Annotated in this window: 20 protein-coding genes, 1 tRNA gene and 1 pseudogene; 16 read left to right on the top strand and 6 right to left on the bottom strand. The window is 63.5% G+C overall.

Features of this window, described 5'->3' with window-relative positions; translation table 11 throughout:
- Positions 1 to 71 precede the first annotated feature (71 nt).
- From PTE30175_RS18825 to PTE30175_RS18800, 6 genes are read left to right on the top strand one after another with little or no spacing between them, the layout of a single operon-like run.
- Entirely contained in the window at positions 72 to 1,115 is a 1,044-nt protein-coding gene (locus PTE30175_RS18825) for a LacI family DNA-binding transcriptional regulator (RefSeq protein WP_224788856.1), read from the top strand.
- 35 nt (positions 1,116 to 1,150) lie between these two features.
- Positions 1,151 to 2,164: an extracellular solute-binding protein gene (locus PTE30175_RS18820; RefSeq protein WP_150698598.1), complete on the top strand. Its 1,014-nt coding sequence runs from the start codon at positions 1,151 to 1,153 to the stop codon at positions 2,162 to 2,164.
- A 35-nt stretch (positions 2,165 to 2,199) separates the two neighbouring features.
- A complete protein-coding gene (locus PTE30175_RS18815) occupies positions 2,200 to 3,024 on the top strand; it encodes an ABC transporter permease (protein WP_150698597.1) in 825 nt (274 codons plus the stop codon).
- Between the two features lie 16 nt (positions 3,025 to 3,040).
- Positions 3,041 to 3,838 carry an ABC transporter permease gene (locus tag PTE30175_RS18810; protein WP_150698596.1) on the top strand — a complete coding sequence of 266 codons (798 nt, stop codon included), beginning with the start codon at positions 3,041 to 3,043 and terminating at the stop codon, positions 3,836 to 3,838.
- 11 nt (positions 3,839 to 3,849) lie between these two features.
- A complete protein-coding gene (locus PTE30175_RS18805) occupies positions 3,850 to 4,893 on the top strand; it encodes an ABC transporter ATP-binding protein (RefSeq protein WP_150698595.1) in 1,044 nt (347 codons plus the stop codon).
- 20 nt (positions 4,894 to 4,913) lie between these two features.
- Positions 4,914 to 5,741 carry a phosphodiesterase gene (locus tag PTE30175_RS18800; RefSeq protein WP_150698594.1) on the top strand — a complete coding sequence of 276 codons (828 nt, stop codon included), beginning with the start codon at positions 4,914 to 4,916 and terminating at the stop codon, positions 5,739 to 5,741.
- A gap of 89 nt (positions 5,742 to 5,830) precedes the next feature.
- On the opposite strand, the gene hmpA is transcribed toward PTE30175_RS18800, so the two are convergent.
- Positions 5,831 to 7,045, bottom strand: a complete 1,215-nt coding sequence (gene hmpA, locus PTE30175_RS18795) for an NO-inducible flavohemoprotein (protein ID WP_150698593.1) — start codon at positions 7,043 to 7,045, stop codon at positions 5,831 to 5,833.
- Positions 7,046 to 7,199: 154 nt separating this feature from the next.
- Here hmpA and PTE30175_RS18790 point away from each other — a divergent pair, with 154 nt between their 5' ends.
- From PTE30175_RS18790 to PTE30175_RS18780, 3 genes are all read left to right on the top strand, one after another.
- On the top strand, positions 7,200 to 7,784 hold the full coding sequence (locus PTE30175_RS18790) for a DUF1415 domain-containing protein (RefSeq protein WP_150698592.1): 585 nt from the start codon (positions 7,200 to 7,202) through the stop codon (positions 7,782 to 7,784).
- 347 nt (positions 7,785 to 8,131) lie between these two features.
- On the top strand, positions 8,132 to 8,458 hold the full coding sequence (locus tag PTE30175_RS18785; RefSeq protein WP_150698630.1) for a hypothetical protein: 327 nt from the start codon (positions 8,132 to 8,134) through the stop codon (positions 8,456 to 8,458).
- Between the two features lie 153 nt (positions 8,459 to 8,611).
- Positions 8,612 to 9,190: an elongation factor P gene (locus PTE30175_RS18780; RefSeq protein ID WP_150698591.1), complete on the top strand. Its 579-nt coding sequence runs from the start codon at positions 8,612 to 8,614 to the stop codon at positions 9,188 to 9,190.
- Positions 9,191 to 9,334: 144 nt separating this feature from the next.
- On the opposite strand, the gene PTE30175_RS18775 is transcribed toward PTE30175_RS18780, so the two are convergent.
- The 3 genes from PTE30175_RS18775 to PTE30175_RS18765 form a co-directional block, all read right to left on the bottom strand.
- Positions 9,335 to 9,410 (bottom strand) — tRNA-Thr (locus PTE30175_RS18775).
- Between the two features lie 130 nt (positions 9,411 to 9,540).
- The gene (locus tag PTE30175_RS18770) at positions 9,541 to 10,545 is read right to left on the bottom strand and encodes a class 1 fructose-bisphosphatase (protein WP_150698590.1); all 1,005 of its coding nucleotides are present in this window, start codon (positions 10,543 to 10,545) and stop codon (positions 9,541 to 9,543) included.
- Positions 10,546 to 10,669: 124 nt separating this feature from the next.
- Entirely contained in the window at positions 10,670 to 11,953 is a 1,284-nt protein-coding gene (locus PTE30175_RS18765) for an aspartate carbamoyltransferase (protein ID WP_150698589.1), read from the bottom strand.
- A 97-nt stretch (positions 11,954 to 12,050) separates the two neighbouring features.
- Here PTE30175_RS18765 and PTE30175_RS18760 point away from each other — a divergent pair, with 97 nt between their 5' ends.
- On the top strand, positions 12,051 to 12,956 hold the full coding sequence (locus tag PTE30175_RS18760; protein WP_150698588.1) for a LysR family transcriptional regulator: 906 nt from the start codon (positions 12,051 to 12,053) through the stop codon (positions 12,954 to 12,956).
- Between the two features lie 102 nt (positions 12,957 to 13,058).
- Here the strand turns inward: PTE30175_RS18760 and PTE30175_RS18755 are convergent, their stop codons facing one another.
- Together PTE30175_RS18755 and PTE30175_RS18750 are read right to left on the bottom strand one after the other, a co-directional pair.
- Entirely contained in the window at positions 13,059 to 13,265 is a 207-nt protein-coding gene (locus tag PTE30175_RS18755; protein ID WP_150698587.1) for a hypothetical protein, read from the bottom strand.
- Complete coding sequence (locus PTE30175_RS18750) at positions 13,262 to 13,525, bottom strand: hypothetical protein (RefSeq protein ID WP_150698586.1); 264 nt, start codon at positions 13,523 to 13,525, stop codon at positions 13,262 to 13,264. The genes PTE30175_RS18755 and PTE30175_RS18750 overlap by 4 nt, the downstream gene beginning before the upstream one ends.
- Positions 13,526 to 13,908: 383 nt before the next feature.
- On the opposite strand from PTE30175_RS18750, the gene PTE30175_RS18745 reads away from it, so the two are divergent.
- From PTE30175_RS18745 to PTE30175_RS18725, 6 genes and pseudogenes are all read left to right on the top strand, one after another.
- On the top strand, positions 13,909 to 15,861 hold the full coding sequence (locus PTE30175_RS18745; protein WP_150698585.1) for an aconitase family protein: 1,953 nt from the start codon (positions 13,909 to 13,911) through the stop codon (positions 15,859 to 15,861).
- A 69-nt stretch (positions 15,862 to 15,930) separates the two neighbouring features.
- Entirely contained in the window at positions 15,931 to 16,089 is a 159-nt protein-coding gene (locus tag PTE30175_RS28300) for a hypothetical protein (protein WP_191629142.1), read from the top strand.
- Positions 16,053 to 16,787 (top strand): annotated as a pseudogene (locus tag PTE30175_RS18740) (MFS transporter); the annotation flags it as partial. The gene PTE30175_RS28300 and the pseudogene PTE30175_RS18740, both read left to right, overlap by 37 nt.
- 265 nt (positions 16,788 to 17,052) lie before the next feature.
- Positions 17,053 to 18,303 carry an ROK family protein gene (locus PTE30175_RS18735; protein ID WP_150698584.1) on the top strand — a complete coding sequence of 417 codons (1,251 nt, stop codon included), beginning with the start codon at positions 17,053 to 17,055 and terminating at the stop codon, positions 18,301 to 18,303.
- A complete protein-coding gene (locus PTE30175_RS18730; RefSeq protein ID WP_224788855.1) occupies positions 18,290 to 19,849 on the top strand; it encodes a sugar ABC transporter ATP-binding protein in 1,560 nt (519 codons plus the stop codon). The genes PTE30175_RS18735 and PTE30175_RS18730 overlap by 14 nt, the downstream gene beginning before the upstream one ends.
- 84 nt (positions 19,850 to 19,933) lie before the next feature.
- On the top strand, positions 19,934 to 20,935 hold the full coding sequence (locus PTE30175_RS18725) for an ABC transporter permease subunit (RefSeq protein ID WP_224788860.1): 1,002 nt from the start codon (positions 19,934 to 19,936) through the stop codon (positions 20,933 to 20,935).
- Positions 20,936 to 20,963 lie beyond the last annotated feature (28 nt).

The following is a 20,963-nucleotide window of genomic DNA, read 5'->3' as shown; positions in this document are numbered from 1 at the left end:
CATCATACCCCCTGCCTAGAATTCCGGTTTGTAAACGTTTTCATTTGCTGGAAATCAAGGGAGATATCAGCGTGCCGGACATTCGCGACGTTGCGCAGCGGGCGGGGTGTTCGATCGCCACCGTGTCCCGGGCGCTCAATTCGCCGCGGCAGGTGCGGCCCCAGACGCTGGCACGGGTGCAGGCCGCCGTCGCGGAACTCAAGTTTCGCCCGAACGCGATTGGGCGCCAGTTGCGCGGTGAGCGCACGGGCCTGATCGGCGTGATGCTGCCCACGCTCGGCAATCCGGTATTCGCTGATTGCATCGAGGGCATCGAAGCCGCGCTCGGCGGCACCGGCCAGCGGCTGGTGCTGGTGACCACCCGATACGACCCGGAGCGGGAGCGCAATGCCATCGAGACGCTGCTGCAGCAACGTGTCGATGGCCTCCTGCTGACGCTGGCCGACGCCGAATCGAACCCGCTGCTCGACGATCTCGCTGCTGAGCGTGTTCCATTCCAGTTGCTCTACAACGATGCGCAGATACGCCCCGCGGTGTCGGTTGACAACCGTCTCGCGGCCGCTGATGGCGTAAAGATGCTGATCGACGCCGGGCACCGGGACATCGCCATGATCTCGGGGGCGCTGCATGCCTCGGATCGTGCGAAGCGCCGCTATCTCGGTTACTGCGATGCGATGACGATGGCCGGTCTCAGCCCGAGGCCTGCACTTGAAATCGACTTCAACGCGGGCGCGCGCGCAGCGCATGTGCGCGAAGCGCTCGCGCAGCGCACGGACGCGGCCTGGTGTCCGACGGCCCTGTTCTGCAGCAACGATCTGCTTGCGCTCGGTGTTATGCGCGCATTGCGTGAGTCGGGCCTGCGCATTCCGGACGACATGTCCATTCTCGGGTTCGACGGACTGGCCTTCGGCGAATTGCTGTCGCCGACGCTTGCGACCGTCTCCCAGCCGAGTGTCGATATCGGCCGGCATGCGGCGCTTCGATTACTCGACCAGATTGCGGGCCGGACTGACGGCGGCCGTGCGCTCATCCTGCCGCATGCCGTTCGCATGGGCGGCACCGTGAAGTGCCGCGCCCGGGCGGGCGCAGGCGTCACCCCCGATTACGTAGCGTAGTTTCACAGGATTCACATGATTCACAGGAGCCCGATATGACCCCATGGATTTCCCGCGCCGTCCGAACCCTGGCGCTTTGCTCCCTGCTCGGCGCCGGCGCCGCGCAGGCCCAACAAACGGCCATCTGCTACAACTGCCCGCCCGAATGGGCTGACTGGGCGGGGCAGGTCAAGGCCATCGCCCAAGACACCGGCGTGCGCGTGCCGCTTGACAACAAGAATTCGGGGCAGGCCGTCGCGCAGTTGATCGCCGAGCAGAAGAGCCCGGTCGCGGACGTCGTCTACCTCGGCATCACGGCTGCCATCGACGCCGCGAAGAAGGGGCTGCTCGCTCCGTTCAAGCCGGCGCATTGGGAGCAGATTCCTGCGGAACTGAAGGACCCGAACGGCCTCTGGTTCACGATCCATTCGGGCACGGTCGGCTTCTTCGTCAACCGCGATGCCCTCGAAGGCAAGCCGGTGCCGAGCTCATGGGCGGACCTGCTGAAACCGGAATACCGCGGCATGGTCGGCTACCTCGATCCGAGCAGCGCATTCGCCGGGTACGCGGCGGCGGTCGCGGCCAATCAGGCGCTTGGCGGCACGATGGACAACTTCCAGCCGTCCATCGACTATTTCCAGAAGCTCAAGGCGAACGCGCCGATCGTGCCGAAACAGACGGCCTACGCGCGCGTGCTGTCCGGTGAGATTCCGATCCTGATCGACTTCGATTTCAACGCCTACCGCGCGATCTACAAGGATCATGCGAACGTCCAGTTCGTTATCCCGAAGGAAGGTTCGGTCTCGCTGCCGTATGTGGTGGCGCTGGTGAAGGGCGCGCCGCACGCCGACAACGGCAAGAAGGTGCTCGACTACGTGCTGGGCGACAAGGGCCAGGCGCATTGGGCAGAAGCGTTCCTGCGTCCGGTGCGTGCAAGCACGATGCCCGCGTCGGTGGCCGGCAAGTTCCTGCCTGCCGCCGACTATGCACGGGTCAAGCCGGTGGACCTGGCGAAGCTCGCCGCTCAGCAGGAAGCCTTCAGCCAGCTGTACCTGAAGCGCGTGCGCTAAGCCTGAGCGACGAAAGACGAGACGAGAGATGAGCGATGCGTGACCTGACCTTGCCGCGTGCTTGGCGCGTGGCCCTGTTGCTGCCTGCGCTGGCGGTGTTCTTCGCGTTCTGGCTGTTGCCGATCGGTGCCCTGGTGCAGATCAGCGGCGACGGCCACGTGTTCGACACGTACCGCGCGATCCTGACGAACCCGCGCTATCTCGACAGCCTGTGGCAGACCGTCGTCCTGTCCGCCCTCGTGACGGCCGCCACGCTGGCGTTGTCGCTGGCATCGGGTCTGTTCCTGACGCATCACGCGTTTCCGGGCAAGCCGGTGCTGGTGTCGATGCTGACACTGCCGCTGGCGTTCCCGGGCGTTGTGGTTGGCTTCATGGTCATCATGCTCGCGGGTCGCCAGGGGCTGATCGGCGACCTGACGCTCAAGCTGACCGGTCACAAGGCCGTGTTCGCGTACTCGCTCGCCGGCCTGTTTCTCGGCTACCTGTATTTCTCCATCCCGCGCGTCATTCTGGCGGTGATGGCGGCGGCGGAGTCGCTCGACGGTTCACTCACGGAGGCAGCCGCCTCGCTCGGGGCCGGGCCGTTTGCGATTCTGCGCGACGTCACACTGCCCGCGCTCGCGCCTGCGCTGATCGCGTCCGGCGCGATGTGCTTCGCCACATCGGTTGGCGCGTTCGGTACGGCCTTTACACTTGCCACCGACATCGACGTCCTGCCCATGACGATCTACACCGAGTTCACGCTCAATGCGAATGTGGCGACGGCCGCCGCGCTGTCTGTCGTGCTCGGGATCGTAACGTGGGGCGTGCTGATGCTCGCACGCAATTTCACTGGTGCGGCGGTCGCGGCCGGCGGTTGACGCGGCGGAAGTCATCATGCTCAAGAAAATCCTGTTTACGCTGCAACTCTCGCTAACGCTTGCGCTGTGCGCGTTCCTGCTGTTGCCGGTCGGCATGTCGATCATCGCGGGCTTGTCGCAGAATTATTTTCGCGGCCCAAGCGCCGGCCTGACATTGCGTTGGGTGATCCAGGTCTGGCAGGACTACCAGGACGCGATCCTCAATTCACTTTACGTCGGCTTCGCGACACTCGTTATCGTCACGATCATCGGCGTGCCTGCCGGTTACGTGCTTGCGCGCTGGCAAAGCCGTGCCGCGCGCTTCATCGAAGAACTGCTGACGCTGCCCATCGCGCTGCCGGGACTCGCGAGCGCGTTGGCCCTGATCAGCGTCTACGGCGGCGTGCGCGCGTTTCGCGAGAGTCTTGCGTTCATTGTCGTCGGCCACGTGGTGTTCACGCTGCCGTTCATGGTGCGCGCCGTGTGCGCTGCTTGCGCGAACGGCCGTATCAAGACGCTGGAAGAGGGCGCCGCGAGCCTCGGCGCCCATTTCATGCGGCGCTTCATGACGGTAGTGCTGCCCAACATCGGCAGCGAGATCATGGCGGCGGCGCTGATCGTCGTGACGCTTTCGCTCGGCGAATTCAATCTCACCTGGATGCTGCACACCCCCGACACCAAGACGCTGCCGGTGGGCCTGGCCGACGCTTACGCGTCGCTGCGCCTCGAGATCGGCAGCGCCTACACGGCGGTATTTTTCGTGCTGATCGTGCCGTTGCTGGTCGTCATGCAGATGACCGGCCGGCGCGCCAGACCGCGCACGGTCACCCGTTAGGAATGCTCCCCATGAAACTGACATCGATTCCGATTCACCTTGAGCGGTGTGCCAAGACGTTCCACGGCAACACGGTCCTGCAGCCGCTCGATCTCACGATCGGGGCGGGCGAGACGCTTGTGCTGCTGGGGCCATCCGGTTGCGGCAAGACGACGACGCTGCGCATGATCGCGGGACTTGAGCGCCCTGACGCCGGTGGCCGCGTACGCTTCGGCGACGACGACGTGACCGGTCTGCCGATCGAGAAGCGCCGCGTGGGCATGGTGTTCCAGAACTACGCGCTGTTTCCGAACTTCACCGTGCGCGGCAACGTCGCCTACGGCCTCAAGCTGCAAGGCCTGCCCGGCGAGCAGGTGCGCCGCCGTGTCGATGAACTGCTCGAACTCGTGCATCTCACTGCATTGGCGGATCGCCCGATCACCCAACTCTCGGGAGGGCAGAAGCAACGCGTGGCGCTTGCGCGTGCGCTCGCGCCGGAGCCGCGCGTGTTGCTGCTCGACGAGCCCCTGACCGCCCTTGATGCAAAACTGCGGGAGACGGTGCGTGCGGACATGGATGCGCTGCTGCGGGGCCTCGGCGTGACGACCGTCTATGTCACCCACGACCAGGATGAAGCGATGGCGCTCGGCGACCGGATCGTGGTCATGAGCGCCGGACGCATTGAGCAAATCGGCACGCCGCGCGAGATCTATTACCAGCCGAATACACGTCACGTCGCGAATTTCGTCGGCACGCTCAACAAGCTCGCCGGTGTGTGGCGCGACGGGCGTTTCCATACCGCGGGCGGTCATCTCGTCTGTGCCGGCGTGGGCACGGATGCCGGTGAAGTGTTTTTCCGTCCTGAAGACGCGGTCGTCGGCGCAGCGGACGATGCCACGCTCGCCGGCCATATCGAAGCGGTGCAGTTCCTGGGCGATCGTACCCGTCTGACGGTCGGCGGTGTGTCTGCTGCCGGCCCCGTGCTGGTCGAAGTGTCAAGCCGCCGCGAATGCCGTATCGGCGAGCGCATCGGACTGACGCTGTCCGAGGCGGCCGTTTTCACGCTTCACGCCTAACCTCTTACTGACGGCTCTCCATGTTGTTCGCGCAAATCAGCGATCTGCACATCAAACGCCCCGGCAAACTTGCGTACCGGCGCGTCGACACGACTGCGTATCTGGCGCGTTGCGTCGCCCGGCTTAATGCACTGGATCCGCGGCCGGACGCCGTCGTGCTCACCGGCGACCTGGTCGATTTCGGCGCGCGCGAGGAGTACGCGCACCTGCGGTCGCTGCTCGCGCCGCTCGAAATGCCGTATTACCTTGTGATGGGCAATCACGACGGCCGGGAAGCATTGCGCGAGGTCTTTCCCGAGCATGCGTACCTGGCGCAGGGCGGCGCGTTCATCCAGTACACCTTGCCGCTCGGTCCGATGCGCCTCGTCGCGCTCGACACACAGGACCCGCCCAACGGCGGCGGCCGCCTGTGCGACACGCGGCTGGCGTGGCTGGCCGAAATGCTCGCCGCCGACACTCAGACCCCGACCGTCATCGCCATGCATCATCCGCCGTTCTTGTGCGGCATCACGCATATGGACGTGCAGGCGTTGAACCAGGACGATGCGGTGAAGCTTGCCGAGGTCGTGCGCCGGCACGTCAACGTCGAACGCGTGTTGTGCGGCCACGTGCATCGGGCGGTCCAGACGCGTTTCGCGGGGACGATGGCAAGCATTTGTCCGTCGCCAGCGCATCAGGTGGCGCTCGATCTGCGCGCGGACGGCCCGTCGGCATGGGTGCTGGAGCCGCCCGCGTTTCATCTGCACCGGTACACGCCCGAGGGCGGCCTGGTCACGCATCTGGCCTACGTCGACGACGCGGGCGGCGCACATCCGTTCTACGACGCAGACGGCCACCTGATCGACTAGGCCCGCATCATCCTGGGCAAGGCGATATTCGCCGCTGTCGAATGCCCCCCGGGGCATGCTGATGCATTGACGAAGCGGCGGATGGGGTCTTACAGCAGATGATCGAGCGCGTCCGGCCCGAAGACTTCGCGGTGCAGCCGGGCGGGGTTCACGCCGGCGGCGAGCAGGTCGCGCCATTGCGCCTGCATGAATGGCTGCGGGCCGCACAGCAGGTAGTCCGCATCGGCAGGCAGCAGGTCGCGGACACCTTGCAGGTCCATGCGGCCTTCCCGATCGTAATCGACGCCGGCGCGGTCGGTGTCAAGCGGTGCTTCGTAGAACACGACCGTGCGCAGGTTGGGCAGTTGTCCGCGTGCGTGATGCAGATCGTGGCGCAGGGCATGGTGGCGGCCGTTTCTTGCCGCATGCGCGAAGACCACGTGCCGCTTCGGCTGTGAGGCCACGACGGCATTGAGTGCCGACACCATCGGCGTGACGCCGACACCGGCGGACAGCAACACCAGCGGACGGCTACCCGTAACGTCTGCCTGGAAATCCCCGAAAGGCGCGCCGACCTGCAGCGTATCTCCGGCCTTCACGTTGGCATGCAACCAGTTCGATACTTCGCCGGCAGCGACATTGCCATCGGTGCCGTCCTCGCGCTTGACGGAGATGCGCCACCACGGCTGTTGCGGGGCATCGGACAGGCTGTACTGGCGCAACTGGCGGCGGCCGGACTCGGGCCACGCCGCTTCGACGCTGACGTATTGCCCCGGCACAAATTCGCCCGGCGACTTGCCGTCGGCGGTTTGCAGATAGAACGACATCACGTTGTCGCTTTCGCGGCGCACGTCGAGCACCGTGAGCGGCCGGAGCTCGCCCGGCGCGACACCCTTGCGCTCCGACAATCGCGCCTCGGCAGCAATCAGTTCGCCGGCGAGCAGCCAATACGCTTCATCCCACGCGGCGAGCAGCTCGGGCGTTGCGGCGTCGCCCAGCACCGTCTTGATCGCGCCGAGCAGGTGACGCCCCACGATAGGGTAATGCGAAGGCTTGATGCCTACCGACATGTGCTTGTGGACGATACGTTCCAGCACCGGTGCGAGCGCGGCGGCGTTGTCGATATTGGCGGCGTAGGCAAACACGGCCGAGGCGAGCGATTGCTGTTGTGAGCCGTTGGCTTGATTGCCCATGTTGAACAGATTCGTGAGCTCCGGATGCGCCTCGAACATGTCGGCATAGAAGTGGCGTGTGATCGTCAATCCATGTTCGCGCAACACGGGAACGCTTGCGTCGATATACGGGCGGGCTGAGGCGGAAAGCATGATGACTCCTGTCGTCGGGGAACTGTTGCCTTCATTATAAGATGCATTTTAAATGTATGTTTGCCTGCGACGGTATGTCGCATGGAACCGGTAGAATGCGAGTTTGATCCCGTTGCGGGTCGTGTTATCGGCGCGGCGTTCGCCGATTCTTGCCATGCCAATGTCAACTGCCGCCATCGAGGCGATCGAAACTGCAACACGCCACTGGCTGACCCGGGCGGTTATCGGTCTGAATTTGTGTCCGTTTGCCAAGGCCGTGTACGTTAAACGCCAGATCCGCTATGTGGTGAGCGAGGCACAGACGGCCGAGGATGTGATCGGCGATCTTGAGCAGGCGTTGCGCGTGTTGGCGGATGCCGATCCCGAGGTGGTCGACACGACGCTTGTGATTGTGCCAAACGCGCTGGCCGATTTTCTCGATTACAACGATTGCCTGTATCTTGCGGAGCGTTTGCTCAAACGCATGCGCCTGGTGGGGGAGCTGCAGATCGCGAGTTTCCACCCGGATTATCAGTTCGAGGGCACGGCCCCGGACGACATCGAAAACTACACCAACCGTTCGCCGTATCCGATCTTCCATCTGTTACGCGAAGACAGCATCGAACGGGCCGTGGCGGCGTTTCCCGACGCATCGGATATCTACGAACGCAATCAGGCCACGATGCGCCGCTTGGGGCACGAAGGGTGGCGCAAATGGATGCGGAAAGAGATGCCGGAAGCGGGTGACGGGACGTCGTAGTTCTGTGGGTCAGGTCCCGCATTTTGAGGGCTGCAGGCATGCGCCGAAGCTGCACAGGCGCGTCGCAAGCGAACCGTGCTACCCGACGGGCAGCGAGGGCGTCCGCCAAGCAGGGTCATACATGGCACTTCGGCATGACGGTGCCAGAGTCGATCCGCCCTGAGTCGAAGCAGGCGAGTGATTCTGACCTACACTAAAAAGGTCTCTTTCGCGTGCTCGGGTGCCGCTTTGATGCAATGCAATATCGCTGGCAGCCGATCGAAGCAGGCGAATGGCGATGGCACGGGCAACACACCGTCATCTGCTGCCTGAATTCACATGGAGTTGATGTTCAAGAAGGGGGCATCATGTTGCAAGCCAGTGAAATCCAAAAGCGTTTTACTCATCTCCAGCAAACCGTCAGCGAGGCGTATCGGACTTGCCACACCGACGCGACGATTCCAAAAGACTTGGTCAACTGGGTGGATGAGCTCGATAAAGAATGCAAATCGGCCAAGAAGATCATGTCGTCCAAGGATGAGGATCGAATCCGGCAGTGCGTCGATGATCTCGAACGGATCGGTGATCGTGCGGATCGCGCGTGCCAACAGGCCTACGGTCTCGACGTCAAGATCAAGGATGCAGTCACGTCGATGCATTCAGAACTTTCTGACCTGAAGCGGCAACTGCACTGATCTACCTGACCGCCCCGGCCCAACCCACCGGGGCCATTTACACTTCGCCGCCGTCAAGACGCACAGAAACGCTTCCGCTTGACGCGCGGCCGTTTGCTTCCGTGTGATTGCCGCGCCCGATTGCGGAGCAATTTTTCGCACGGAGGCCTGCAAATGGTCGACGCTTCCCAACTCAAGGCGGGCATGGTCATCATGCTCGACGGCGAACTTCACAGCGTTGCCAGCGCCGAGCACCACGCTGGCGGCGGGCAGCAGGGTGGGGCAGTGTTCGCCAAGGTCAGGAACCTCAAGACCAATCACACCAGGGAGTTGCGGTTTCACCCGGGCGACAAGCTCGAAGACTTGGCGCTCGAACACAAGGAGATGGAATATCTGTACACCGACGGCGTCACGTTCTACTTCATGAATCCTGACACCTTTGACCAGATCGGCCTGCCCACGGAAATCATCGGCGCATACGAAAAGTTTCTCCAGCCCAATATGCGGATTCCGGTGGCGCTTTACGAGGGCGATCCCGTCACCATCGCCTTTCCCCCGGCTGTCGAGTTGACCGTGGTCTCCACACCACCCGGCTTGCGCGAGCATGAAACCTCGACCTTCAAGAGCGCCACGCTTGATAACGGCATGGAAGTCCTCGTTCCCCAGTTCATCAAGGAGGGGGACACCGTGCGGATCGACGCCGCCTCGGGCAAATACCTCGAGCGCATAAGGCGTGAGGCACGAAAGCCGTGATCGAGGATCTTGTGAAGCACGCGCAGACAATCGTGAGGCCCGAAAAACAAGAAGCCGCGCGGTAAACCGGGCGGCTTCAATGTTTTTGCACTCAGGTGCTGCTTGCAGTTTTCACCAAGGATCGCATCTTGCGATGCAGTCGACTGGTGCCGGAGAGAGGAATCGAACCCCCGACCTTCTCATTACGAATGAGCTGCTCTACCGACTGAGCTACTCCGGCGCTGCGAAGAAACGAGATAATAGCAAAGCTATTTACGGGTTGTCACTACCTTTTTGCAAAAAATCTTGAAGGAAGTGGCATCGCCGCGCGATGCGGTGTGCCGAGCCCGCATCGCAACGCAAAACAGCGCTTATGCGTCAGCGTGATAGCGCGTGACGCGCTCGACTTCGTTCTTCGAGCCCAGGAACACCGCAACGCGTTCGTGCAGCTTGGTCGGCTGCACGTCGAGAATGCGTTGCTTTCCATTGGTCGCTGCGCCGCCTGCCTGTTCGACGATCATCGCCATCGGATTGGCCTCGTACATCAGGCGCAGCTTGCCCGGCTTGTCCGGCTCGCGCTTGTCGGCCGGGTACATGAACACGCCACCGCGATTGAGAATGCGATGCACGTCGGCGACCATCGAGGCGATCCAGCGCATGTTGAAGTCCTTGCCGCGCACACCGTCCTTGCCGTCGAGCATCTCGCCCACGTAGCGTTGCACCGGCGGATACCAATGGCGCGAGTTCGATGCGTTGATCGCGAACTCCTTCGTGTCTTCGGGAATGCGCATGTTTTCCTGGGTGAGCACCCAGGAGCCCATCTCACGGTCGAGCGTGAAGCAATGCACGCCGTGGCCGGTGGTCAGCACGAGCACCGTTTGCGGGCCGTACACCGCGTAGCCGGCGGCGACTTGCTGCGTGCCCGGCTGGAGGAAGTCCTGCTCGGTCGCTTCGGTCACGTTGTCAGGACAACGCAGTACCGAGAAGATGGTGCCGATCGATACGTTGACGTCGATGTTCGACGAGCCGTCGAGCGGATCGAACATCATCAGGTACTCGCCCTTCGGATAGCGATTCGGAATATGGAAGACGTCTTCCATTTCTTCTGACGCCATGGCGGCCAGGTGGCCGCCCCATTCGTTGGCTTCGAGCAGGATTTCGTTGGAGATCACGTCCAGCTTCTTCTGGACTTCGCCTTGCACGTTCTCGCTGCCGGCAGAGCCGAGCACGCCGCCGAGCGCACCCTTGGATACGGCGTGGCTGATCGATTTGCACGCGCGTGCAACGACCTCGATGAGCAGACGCAGCTCGGCGGGAATGTTATTGAATTCCCGCTGCTGCTCGATGAGATACTGGGTGAGGGTTTTGCGCCGCATAGGGCCTCCGAAGCAAAAAAAGCGTCATTGGCCGCAATTTTACCCGCTTGGCCGACCGCCCCGACGGATTTTCACGGGGCGGGGCGAAATCCGCAATCGCGCTCGGATCGTCGGCGCAGGAAAATCAGTCGAGTCCGTCGAACGACGCGTCGTCCGGTCCGATATGCGACGGCGCGCGCCAGGCGGCGTCGCGCATGCTGTGCTGCACTTGCTTGTCGACACCCATCAGGATCGCGAAGATGGCCATGCGCACCGGAATGCCGTTGTCCGTCTGACGGAAAATCGCCAGCCGCGGATCATTGTTGAGGTCCGTCGACAAATCGTTGGCGCCGGGGCGGCTGTCGCGCGGCAGCGGGTGCATGATGATCGTGCGGCTGTCGCAATACTTGTCGATGAGCGCTTCGTTGATCTGGAAATCGGGCGTATAGCCTTCGATGGCTTCGTCGGCGAAGCGCTCTTTCTGGATGCGCGTGGCGTAGACGACGTCGGCGCCCTTGAGATCGGCGAGCGAGTGGCTTTGTTCAATCACGTGGCCGTGCTGCGACACCTGATCGAGGATATACGCAGGCATTTCCAGCGACGGCGGCGCGATCAGCGTGAATTTCAGGCCGCGATAAAGGGCGAGCAGCTTGATCAGCGAATGCACCGTGCGCCCGTAGCGCAGGTCGCCGACCATTGCCACATGGGCGCCGTCGACGAGTTTGCCCAAGCGCGAGAATTCGCGGCCGATCGTGTACAGGTCGAGAATGGCCTGGCTGGGATGCTCGCCCGGCCCATCGCCGCCGTTGATGACCGGGATGTTGGTGGCGCGCGCGAATTCCGCGACCGAGCCTTGCTCGGGGTGGCGCACAACGAGGGCATCGACGTAACCGCTCATGACGCGGCTGGTGTCGTAGATCGACTCGCCCTTGGCCATCGACGAGAAGGTGAAGCCGGTGGTGTCGCACACCGAGCCGCCGAGGCGGCAGAAGGCGGCGCCGAATGACACGCGCGTGCGCGTGCTGGCCTCGAAGAAGAGGTTGCCAAGGACTGCGCCCTCGAGCACGCGCGAGATTTTCTGGCGGCGTGCGATGGGCTGCATGATGTCGGCGACGTGGAACAGGTCTTCGAGCGAGTCGCGAGAGAACTGATCGACGGAGAGCAGATGCGGCTTGCCGGAAACGCCAATGCGTTCGGCCAGCGATTTGTGTGCGCTTTGCGTAGATTCGCCTGACGGGGCTTCACGACCGAGGATTTCGCCGACGAATTTCTCGACGATGCTGGGCATCGTGCGATACTCGCTCGAGTCCTCGGGCAGCAACCACGTGTCGAGAGCGCGCCGGCGAACGCCGATACGCTCGGCAAAGCTGTCGCGGGTCATGTTCAGGCGGCGCATGGCGTCGCGCAGGAAGGTTTGCTGTGCACTCATGGTGGATTTCAGCTCGGCTGTGTACGCGATGCGTATAATAGGCAACGATCCGTCGTTTGTCCAGCAAAAGACGTGTCTCCCAACGACTGCGACCGGCATGGAAAATCTGCTCAGAAAACTCGATCTCACGTCTTTGCGGCTGTTCGTCGCGGTATGCCAGGAAAAGAGCATGGCACGGGCCGCCGAACGGGAGTTCATTGCGCCGTCGGCCATCAGCAGGCGCATCGCCGATGTGGAGGCGACCATTGGCCTGCCGCTGATCCAGCGCCATCAGCGCGGTATCACGGTGACGCCGGTTGGCGAGACGGTACGGCGATACGCGCAAACCATTCTCGGCACGATCGAATCATTGGGCGCGGAACTCTCCCAGTTTCACGAAGGCGCGCGGGGGAGCGTGCGTATCGCGGCGAATCTGTCGGCGATCGTGCAGTTCCTGCCGGAAGACCTGGCGGCGTTCGGCCGGGTGTTTCCGGCCGTAGACGTGGAACTCGACGAACAGCACAGCAACGAAGTCCTGCAGCGCGTGGGCGAGCGCGCCGTCGATCTCGGCATCTGCAACGCCGTGGCGGGCATCGAGGCCTTCGAGATGGCGCCGTATCGCGCCGATCGCCTGGCCGTCGTGCTGCCTGCCGGGCATTCGCTCGCCGGACGTCGGGAGGTGCCGTTCGAGGCGCTGCTCCGGGAGACGTTCGTCGGCCTGAAGGGCAACAGCGCGTTGACGCAGATGGTGCATCAACAAGCCGTGGCGCTCGGCGGCGAGGCACGGGTCAAGATGCGCGTGTCGAGCCTCGACGCGCTGTGCCGCATGGTCCACGCCGGGCTGGGCATCGCCATTGCCCCCGAACAGGTCGGCCAGCTCTACGTGGGTGCGCTCGAGATTGCCGTGCGCCCGCTTGCCGATCCGTGGGCGGCCCGCCAGCTCTGGCTTGTGTTTCCGGCGCGGGATCAGTTGAGCGCGTCGGCGGCCGCGCTCGTCAATTTCCTCTCGCAAGGACAACCGTAACCGCCGCCGCGCTGCGTCCGCTTGCCCGTCAGAAGGACAAGCGGACGGGCGCGCGGGCGGCCACATTGGCTGCAGCGCCCGGCGCCTGCGTGACACCTGGACTCAAACGCGGGGGATCAGCGGTTGAATACGTTCCGCAAACGATTTCGGATCGGCAAGATGCTGCTTCACCTCATCGGGGATGTCGATGACGTGCAGGTGCTGCCCGGGGCCGGCCACGAGTCCGGCATCTTGCCCGCGCAGGGAATCGCTGCCTTGCTGGGCGGCCACGAGTTCACCGCGGTCGTTGACGATAACGGTCATTTTCATACCATGCCTCCACCTTGCAGGTTGTGAAAAGCGCCTCCCGGCCCGAGATTGGTGATCTCCACGAAGTACGTGGTGTGGCCGTTGTTGTCCTTTTCCTTACGCTGATTGTCGGCACGATGCACGCCGCCCAGGTTCGGTATCTTGACATCGGCGCTCGCGAATTGCGTGCCGTAGTCTTCACCCCCATTTCTCACATACCACCAGTACGCCGTTTGGCCCGGGTTCAGGAACGTGAGTGGCCCTACGTTATTAAATGCCATGGCATCGACTCCTCTATTGGGAATGGAACGTCTGACGCGCGAATCCCCGGCCGCTCGCCCCCTGGGTGAATGAACGGCCGGGTCTTGCGCGTGCGTCACGCATCCGGGATACCCGTACGAGTGACGCGTTTCCAATCTAGCCGGTTCGGTCGCCTGAAAACACGGTGTCGGGCGGCATGCCTTGTGGCGCCTGCCGCTACGGCATTTGTAACGGCCTGAATTCGGAATATTCCCAAAACAGGAGTTCCCAAGGCATGAGTTCGCAAGGCGAGCGTTCGCGTCGTTTGGCGCCGTCATCGTGAACGGACAACGCGCCCATGCCGAGACGGCAACGCTGCGCGCCGCCTGGGCCGCTATTCTGTGTTTCTGGAGGTTCCTGACTCATGGAAGACAATATTCGTTTCGACGGCCGCGTCCTTTACCTTTCGCAAGACCCGGCCATCGTCCGCAAGCAGCTCGCCGGCCAGCCGCTCACCCGAGCGGAGGCCGGCGCGCTTCGCGACAACGTCTCGACCGACGAAATCACGCCCGTCACGGTCATGCTGACGTACGACGAGCGGCTCGGCCAATATCCGTACGTCGGCTTCAAGGCCGGCGACGCGTTGCCGATCGGCGAGAATGACATCCGCAATGGCGGTTTCCAGATCACCGTCGCCGGCAAGCGGTACGGCAAAGGGTCGTCGCGCGAATCGAGCCCGCTCGCAGAGCTGTCGGCGGGGATCCGGCTGATCGTCGCCGAAAGTTTCGAACGTATCTATCAGCAGAACTGCGACAACATTGGCATTCTCACGACGACCGACTTCGGCGTGCTTGACCGGATTCTCGCGGGGGAAGCCATTCCGATCACGGAATTCCTCAAAGGCCGCGACGCGCTTACCCAGCAAGTCATCCGCAGCGGCGGCTTGCTCGCCTACAGCAAGTTCGCGCAGTGGCCCGCCCCGCAACCGCGCGAAATCCCCGCCGACGGCCGCGCGCGCACGCTGGTCGAAAAAATCATCGCGCGCCGCCTGCATCCGGCCACACCGTCGGCCGAGCGCGGCGACGGCGTCTTCATCGGCGCCGACTGGCGATTTTCACACGACTACTTCACCGGCATGTGCGCGCACTTGATGCATCGTGCCTTCGGCGAACCCGCACCGCTTTACAAGCCCGATCACATCATCGCGTTCCAGGATCACCTGATCCTTGCGCCGCAAAGTTTTCCGCACGTCAAGCAGGGGCTGCTCGCCGGCGTCGATAACCTCATGGAAGGCCATCGCCGCTTCTCCAGGCAGTACCCGGTCCGCGCGCACGGGCAGTTGCCGGACTCGCCCGGCTCGGACGGCATCTGCCATGCCCTCATGGCCGAGCAGTACGCCTTGCCCGGGCAGGTCGCGGTCGGTACGGACTCGCACACACCGCACGCGGGGGCGCTCGGCTGTCTCGCGTTCGGCGCCGGCGCCACGGACATCGCCAATAGCTGGGTGACCGGCTACGTGCGCTGCAAGGTACCTGAAACGCTGAAGGTCCAGGTCGATGGGCGTTTGCGTCCCGGTGTGACCGCCAAGGATGTCGTGCTGCATTTGCTCCATCTCGATGCGATCCGCAACGGTGGCGCGATCGGACTCGTATTCGAATACACCGGCAGCGCGATCGCCGCGATGTCGATCGACGAGCGCGCCACGTTGACCAACATGGTTGCCGAACTCGGCGGCTTTACGGGTATCGTCGCGCCGGACGAAACCACCGTCGCGTTCCTGAAATCACGCCGCGGTGTCGATTTCGCCCTCGAAAGCTGGATGAAGAGCGATGCCCACGCCGTGTACCGCGACGTCATTCGCATCGATGCCGATTCGCTCACGCCCATGCTCGCCCGGCCGGGCGACCCGGGCAACGGCGTGTCCGTCGCCGCGTTGGCGCAGGAGGGCGGGCCGGTGCCGATTGATATCGCCTACGGCGGGTCATGCACGGCAGGCAAGCGTGAAGACTTCGACGATTACCACGAAGTCCTGCGGTGGGGGCTCGATCATGGCCTCAAGGTGCCCGCCGGGAAACGCCTGTTCCTGCAATTCGGCACGATGGACGTGCGCGCCTATTGTGAGGCGCAGGGCTATCTGCCGACGTTCGAGGCGGCTGGCGTCACGCTCATCATGCCCGGCTGCGGCGCTTGCGCGAATTGCGGCCCCGGTCAGTCCACGCGCGCCGATGAAGTCACGATCAGCGCCATCAACCGAAATTTTCCGGGGCGCTCGGGACCGGGCAACGTCTGGCTCGCAAGCCCCTACACGGTGGCGGCCAGCGCGTTGGCGGGACACATCGTCAGCTTCGACGACCTGCGCCGGCAATACGCGGCCTGACGGGCGGGTGCCTGTCAGGCCGAACACAATGAAGTCCGGCAATGAACGGACAGGCAACGGAGACTTTTTATGCCATCCCCCCAAGCTTCGACGCAGTCCATCCTTTCCCCCACTGCACAGGGCACCGCCCCGGCATACGGCGTGCTTGCCGCCGGCGATATTTCCGCCCGTCTGGACCGTCTGCCGGCGACCCGCTCGGTCTGGACGGCTGGCGCTGGGTGGTGTTGATCGGCGCACATGGCGCGATCTTCGTGTGGTGGATTCGCCGTCAGTTGCCGGAGAGCCCGCGCTGACTTGCGCAGAAGGGGCGCCTGGATGAAGCCGAGCGTGTGATGTCGGCACTCGAAGCAAAGGTGCAGGCCGAGTACGGCAAGCCGCTGCCGGCCCCGGCGCCGGCCGAACCGGTGGCGCCGAAAAGTTCGTTTTCCGACATATGGATGGCGCCGTACCGCAAGCGCGCGATCATGATGATCCTGTTCAACATCTGCCAGACAGTCGGCTTCTACGGGTTCGCCAACTGGGTGCCGACGCTACTGGTCAAGCAAGGCATCACGGTGACGACGAGCCTTGCATACTCCAGCGTGATCGCGCTCGCTGCGCCGGTCGGGCCGCTGCTCGGGCTGTGGCTGGCTGACAAGTTCGAACGCAAGACGATGATCGTCGTCATGGCCGGCGTGAATATCGTATGTGGCCTGGCCTTCTCGCAAGTGACATCGTCGTATGCGTTGATCGCGATGGGTATCTGCCTGACCCTGGCCGGCAACATGATTTCGTACAGCTACCACGCGTATCAGACCGAGCTGTTCCCGACCGGCATCCGCGCGCGTGCCGTCGGCTTTGTCTATTCGTGGAGCCGTTTCTCGGCGATCTTCACGGCCTTCCTGATCGCCAGCGTGTTGCACAAATTCGGTGTGACAGGCGTGTTCGCGCTGTCCCTGCGCACAGCCGGCTCGGTCACGTCGCGGCCTTCCCTCCTGAATTCCCTCCTGACTTTCTCCGCCTGTCGCGCCGCATGACATGCCGCGCGAATGTGGCGCTGCCACTTTTGCCCAACCGATCCCCCGATTTCGGGTGGCGCATAGTGAAAACCCTGCCAGCAGAATTCTTGACAGCCGCACGGATGTCGCATTTAATAAATCAACGTGAATTAATTAATAACGAGTGAGCGACGCCAATCGCCACAGGAGACATATGAAAGCCCTTCCCAGCGGCCGGGGCAGCAATTCGGCCAACGTCCGACGTTATAACGAGCGCCTGTTGTTGCAAGCGTTACGCCGTGCCGGCGATGCTTCCAAGGCGGATCTGGCGCGTCTGGCCAACCTCACGAATACCGCCGTCGGCAGCATGATCAGTGCGCTCTCCGATGCCAAGCTGATTGAATTCACGGGGCGCCGCGTGGCGGGGCAGCGGGGACAGCCGGCATCGCTGATTCGCTTGAATCCCATGGGGGCGTTCGGCATCGGGGTACGGCTTGACCGCACCAGCATGGAGACGGTGCTGGTCAATTTCGAAGGCAAGGTGCTCGCCCGCAATGCGCATGACATGCGCTTGCCGCATCCGACGCAAGCGCTGGAGATTGTGCATCGCGACATTCAGGCGATGCTTCTCGGGCTGGCGCATGACGAGCGCGAACGGCTCGCAGGGATCGGTGTCGCCCAGCCGTACAACCTGGGCAGTTGGCTGCGTGAGCTGGGTTTGCCGGCCGAGACTTTTCGTGCGTGGGACGAAATCGACTTTTCCGCCGAACTGGCGCAAATGACCGGGCTGCCGGTCTTCAGCGAAAACGACGGCAACGCCGCCGCAATCGCCGAGTTGTTCTATGGGCGTGGGCGTCAGTGCAACGATTTTCTCTACCTGTTCCTCGGACCCGTCATCGGCTGCGGCATTGCGGTGGATGGCGATTGCCTGCGCGGCAGCAGCGGCAACGCGGGCGACGTTGCCGTCATGCCGGTTCCCCCGAGTCGCCTGCCGTCGGCCCCGCAACCGGCTGGAAAGTGGGACATCCTGTTGTCGCGCGCATCGCTGAACCCCCTGGTTCGCCATCTCCAGTATTGCGGGGAGACGGTCGAGAACCGTGCCGATCTGGAAAAGCTGATCGCGCGTGGTGTTCCCGCGGTGGACGAATGGCTCGATGACTGCATCGATGCCCTGGCGCCGGCGCTGCGTGCTGCGTTGTGCATGATCGACGTCCCGGTGGTCGTGTTCGATGCCGACGTCGACGGTGGGCTGATCGACACCTTGATGAAACGCCTGCACCGCGAGATGAGCGCGTCCGTCCCCGAGGCGCGCGACGTGCCGGCGCTGGTGCGCGGCACGTTTGGCTCGGACGCCGGCGCCATCGGCGCGGCCAGCCTGCCGATGTTTTTCAATTTCTCGCCACGCGCCGGGGTGCTCAAAGGCGCGGACGTCCAACCAGAGGAGGGTAGCCATGAAGCCGCATGACATCGCGCCCGCGCTGCTGGAAATGCGCGGCATTTCCAAGACCTTCGGCGGCGTGCGCGCGCTGCGCGATGTATGCCTGAGCGTGCGCGCCGGCGAAGTGCACGCGCTGATGGGCGAGAACGGCGCCGGCAAATCCACCTTGATGAGAATCCTGTCCGGTGCCCAGCGTGCCGACGCGGGCGGTGAGATCCTGATCGGTGCCGAGCGGGTCGACATCGACGATCCGCTGACGGCGCGATCGTTGGGCATTGCGGTCATCTATCAGGAGATGAGCCTCGCCCCCAATCTCACCGTCGCCGAGAATATCTACCTGGGCCGGGAGTTGCGCCGTGGCGGCGGGCGTTGGGGCATGATCGACCGCAAGGCGATGGAGATCGGTTGTGCCAGTGTATTGCAGCGGCTTGGCGCCCGTTTCAGCCCCCACACACGGGTAGACGATCTGTCGATCGCCGAGCGGCAACTGGTGGAAATTGCCCGCGCAGTGCATGGTCAAGCCCGTATTCTCGTGATGGACGAACCCACTACGCCGCTATCGTCGCGCGAAACCGACCGACTGTTTGAACTGATCCGCCAGTTGCGCAGCGAAGGGTTGGCGATCATCTATATCAGTCATCGCATGTCGGAAATCTATGAGCTTTCCGATCGCGTCAGCGTATTGCGCGACGGCACCTATGTCGGCACGCTCGAGCGCGCAGATTTGTCGGCGCAGAACCTCGTCAAGATGATGGTAGGGCGTGACATCTCGGGTTTCTACACCAAGCAGCACACAGCCTACGCGCCGGGCAGGGAAATACTTGCGGTGCGCGGGCTGGCCGACGCCGGCCGGGTACGCGGTTGCAGCTTCGTGCTGCACGCCGGCGAAGTCCTCGGTCTTGCGGGGCTGGTCGGTGCCGGACGCACCGAATTGGCCCGCCTCATTTTCGGCGCGGCGCGGCGTGTTCGAGGCGAGGTCCTGATCGACGGCAAGCCGGTCGTATTGCGCACGCCGCGCGATGCCATCAATGCCGGAATCGTGTATCTCACCGAGGACCGCAAGGGGCACGGCCTGTTCCTCGACATGAGCGTGCGCGACAACATCAACGTCGCCGTGTGCGGCCGTGATGCCCGGGCCGGCGGCGTGCTCAATCTGACGCGCGGCGCCGGGCGTGCCAATGAGGCGATCCGTTCGCTGGCGATCCGCGTGCCGCATGCGCGCATCGCAGTCGGCACGCTGTCCGGCGGAAATCAACAGAAGGTGTTGCTGTCACGTTTGCTCGAGACCAAGCCGCGCATTCTGATCCTGGATGAGCCGACCCGTGGGGTGGACATCGGCGCGAAATCCGAGATCTATCGGATCATCAATGAACTCGCCGAGTCCGGCGTGGGCGTGATCGTGATTTCCAGTGAACTCCCGGAAATCGTTGGCGTGGCGGATCGCGTGCTGGTGATGAGGGAAGGGGAGCTGGCCGGCGAGCTGGGGGGCGACACCGGCCAAGCCATGACCCAGGAAGCCATCATCGCATTGGCGACCGGTGCCGGCCGCGAGATACCCGATAAGGCCGCTTGATTCGGTCAGGGCGCTACGCCGTCCGTCAAAAACTACCAGGAGGATGACATGAGACATACCGCAGGACAGCCTGAGGCCAACGCCATGCCTGCCGGCCAGGGCACTCACCAGGCGCGCAGCGAATCTGCGCGTGAACGTAAGGAGCGCATGCAGGAACTCACGCGCTCGCTCGGCATGCTGCCGGTGCTATTGTTGCTCTGCGCGGGTTTCGCTGCCATGGCAGATGGCTTCGGCAGTTGGCAAAACCTGTCGATCGTGGCGCAGCAGGCGTCGATCAATATCGTCCTCGCCGCAGGCATGACGTTCGTGATTCTCACCGGCGGCATCGATTTGTCAGTGGGGGCGGTGCTGGCGGCAGCGGCGGTATGCGCCATGCTGGTCTCCAACGTTCCCGGCTGGGGCTTGCTGGGAATCCCGGCGGCGCTGGGCGTGGGGCTGTTGTTCGGCACCGTCAACGGTGTGCTGATTGCCTTTCTGCGCTTGCCGCCGTTCATCGTTACGCTGGGGGCCCTGACCGCGGTGCGTGGCATCGCCCGTCTGTTAGGTCACGACGCCACGGTGTTCAACCCGGAATTGCCGTTTGCCTTCATCGGCAACGGCTCTGTGCTGGGCATGCCGTGGCTGGTGTGGATTGCGCTCGCGGTCACGGCGGTGTCCTGGTTCATTCTGCGTCGCACGGTGATTGGCGTGCAGGTCTATGCCGTGGGCGGCAACCCGGAAGCCGCGCGCCTGTCCGGCATCAAGGTGTGGGCGGTGCAGGTTTTCGTGTACGGCGTATCCGGGTTGCTGGCCGGACTCGGCGCGCTGATGTCGGCCGCGCGCCTGTATGCCGCCAATGGCCTGCAACTGGGTCAATCCTATGAGCTCGACGCCATCGCCGCGGTAATTCTCGGCGGTACCAGCTTCGTCGGCGGGGTGGGTTCCATCGTCGGTACCCTGATCGGCGCGCTGATCATCGCGGTGTTGTCGAACGGTCTGGTCCTGCTGGGCGTGTCCGACATCTGGCAGTACATCGTCAAGGGTCTGGTCATCATCGGCGCCGTGGCACTCGATCGTTACCGCCAACGCGGCTCGGCGCGCACCTGAGCCGAGTTCGTCAAGACTGCGCACATGA

Origin of the sequence: Pandoraea terrae (genome assembly GCF_902459695.1) — a bacterium.
GTDB lineage: Bacteria > Pseudomonadota > Gammaproteobacteria > Burkholderiales > Burkholderiaceae > Pandoraea > Pandoraea terrae.
Note: the sequence above shows the minus strand (reverse complement) of the source record. Positions and strands in the feature narration are given on the sequence as shown.

Excerpts from the sequence above, each read along its gene's own strand:
- PTE30175_RS18755 (WP_150698587.1), bottom strand. The coding sequence starts at position 13,265 with ATGAAAATGACCGTTATCGTCAACGACCGCGGTGAACTCGTGGCCGCC.
- PTE30175_RS18765 (WP_150698589.1), bottom strand. The coding sequence starts at position 11,953 with ATGAGTGCACAGCAAACCTTCCTGCGCGACGCCATGCGCCGCCTGAAC.
- PTE30175_RS18730 (WP_224788855.1), top strand. The coding sequence starts at position 18,290 with ATGAAGCCGCATGACATCGCGCCCGCGCTGCTGGAAATGCGCGGCATT.
- PTE30175_RS18750 (WP_150698586.1), bottom strand. The coding sequence starts at position 13,525 with ATGGCATTTAATAACGTAGGGCCACTCACGTTCCTGAACCCGGGCCAA.
- PTE30175_RS18790 (WP_150698592.1), top strand. The coding sequence starts at position 7,200 with ATGCCAATGTCAACTGCCGCCATCGAGGCGATCGAAACTGCAACACGC.
- PTE30175_RS18780 (WP_150698591.1), top strand. The coding sequence starts at position 8,612 with ATGGTCGACGCTTCCCAACTCAAGGCGGGCATGGTCATCATGCTCGAC.
- PTE30175_RS18815 (WP_150698597.1), top strand. The coding sequence starts at position 2,200 with ATGCGTGACCTGACCTTGCCGCGTGCTTGGCGCGTGGCCCTGTTGCTG.
- PTE30175_RS18800 (WP_150698594.1), top strand. The coding sequence starts at position 4,914 with ATGTTGTTCGCGCAAATCAGCGATCTGCACATCAAACGCCCCGGCAAA.
- PTE30175_RS18805 (WP_150698595.1), top strand. The coding sequence starts at position 3,850 with ATGAAACTGACATCGATTCCGATTCACCTTGAGCGGTGTGCCAAGACG.
- PTE30175_RS18725 (WP_224788860.1), top strand. The coding sequence starts at position 19,934 with ATGCCTGCCGGCCAGGGCACTCACCAGGCGCGCAGCGAATCTGCGCGT.
- PTE30175_RS18770 (WP_150698590.1), bottom strand. The coding sequence starts at position 10,545 with ATGCGGCGCAAAACCCTCACCCAGTATCTCATCGAGCAGCAGCGGGAA.
- PTE30175_RS18785 (WP_150698630.1), top strand. The coding sequence starts at position 8,132 with ATGTTGCAAGCCAGTGAAATCCAAAAGCGTTTTACTCATCTCCAGCAA.
- PTE30175_RS28300 (WP_191629142.1), top strand. The coding sequence starts at position 15,931 with ATGCCATCCCCCCAAGCTTCGACGCAGTCCATCCTTTCCCCCACTGCA.
- PTE30175_RS18820 (WP_150698598.1), top strand. The coding sequence starts at position 1,151 with ATGACCCCATGGATTTCCCGCGCCGTCCGAACCCTGGCGCTTTGCTCC.
- PTE30175_RS18810 (WP_150698596.1), top strand. The coding sequence starts at position 3,041 with ATGCTCAAGAAAATCCTGTTTACGCTGCAACTCTCGCTAACGCTTGCG.
- PTE30175_RS18760 (WP_150698588.1), top strand. The coding sequence starts at position 12,051 with ATGGAAAATCTGCTCAGAAAACTCGATCTCACGTCTTTGCGGCTGTTC.
- hmpA (WP_150698593.1), bottom strand. The coding sequence starts at position 7,045 with ATGCTTTCCGCCTCAGCCCGCCCGTATATCGACGCAAGCGTTCCCGTG.
- PTE30175_RS18745 (WP_150698585.1), top strand. The coding sequence starts at position 13,909 with ATGGAAGACAATATTCGTTTCGACGGCCGCGTCCTTTACCTTTCGCAA.
- PTE30175_RS18735 (WP_150698584.1), top strand. The coding sequence starts at position 17,053 with ATGAAAGCCCTTCCCAGCGGCCGGGGCAGCAATTCGGCCAACGTCCGA.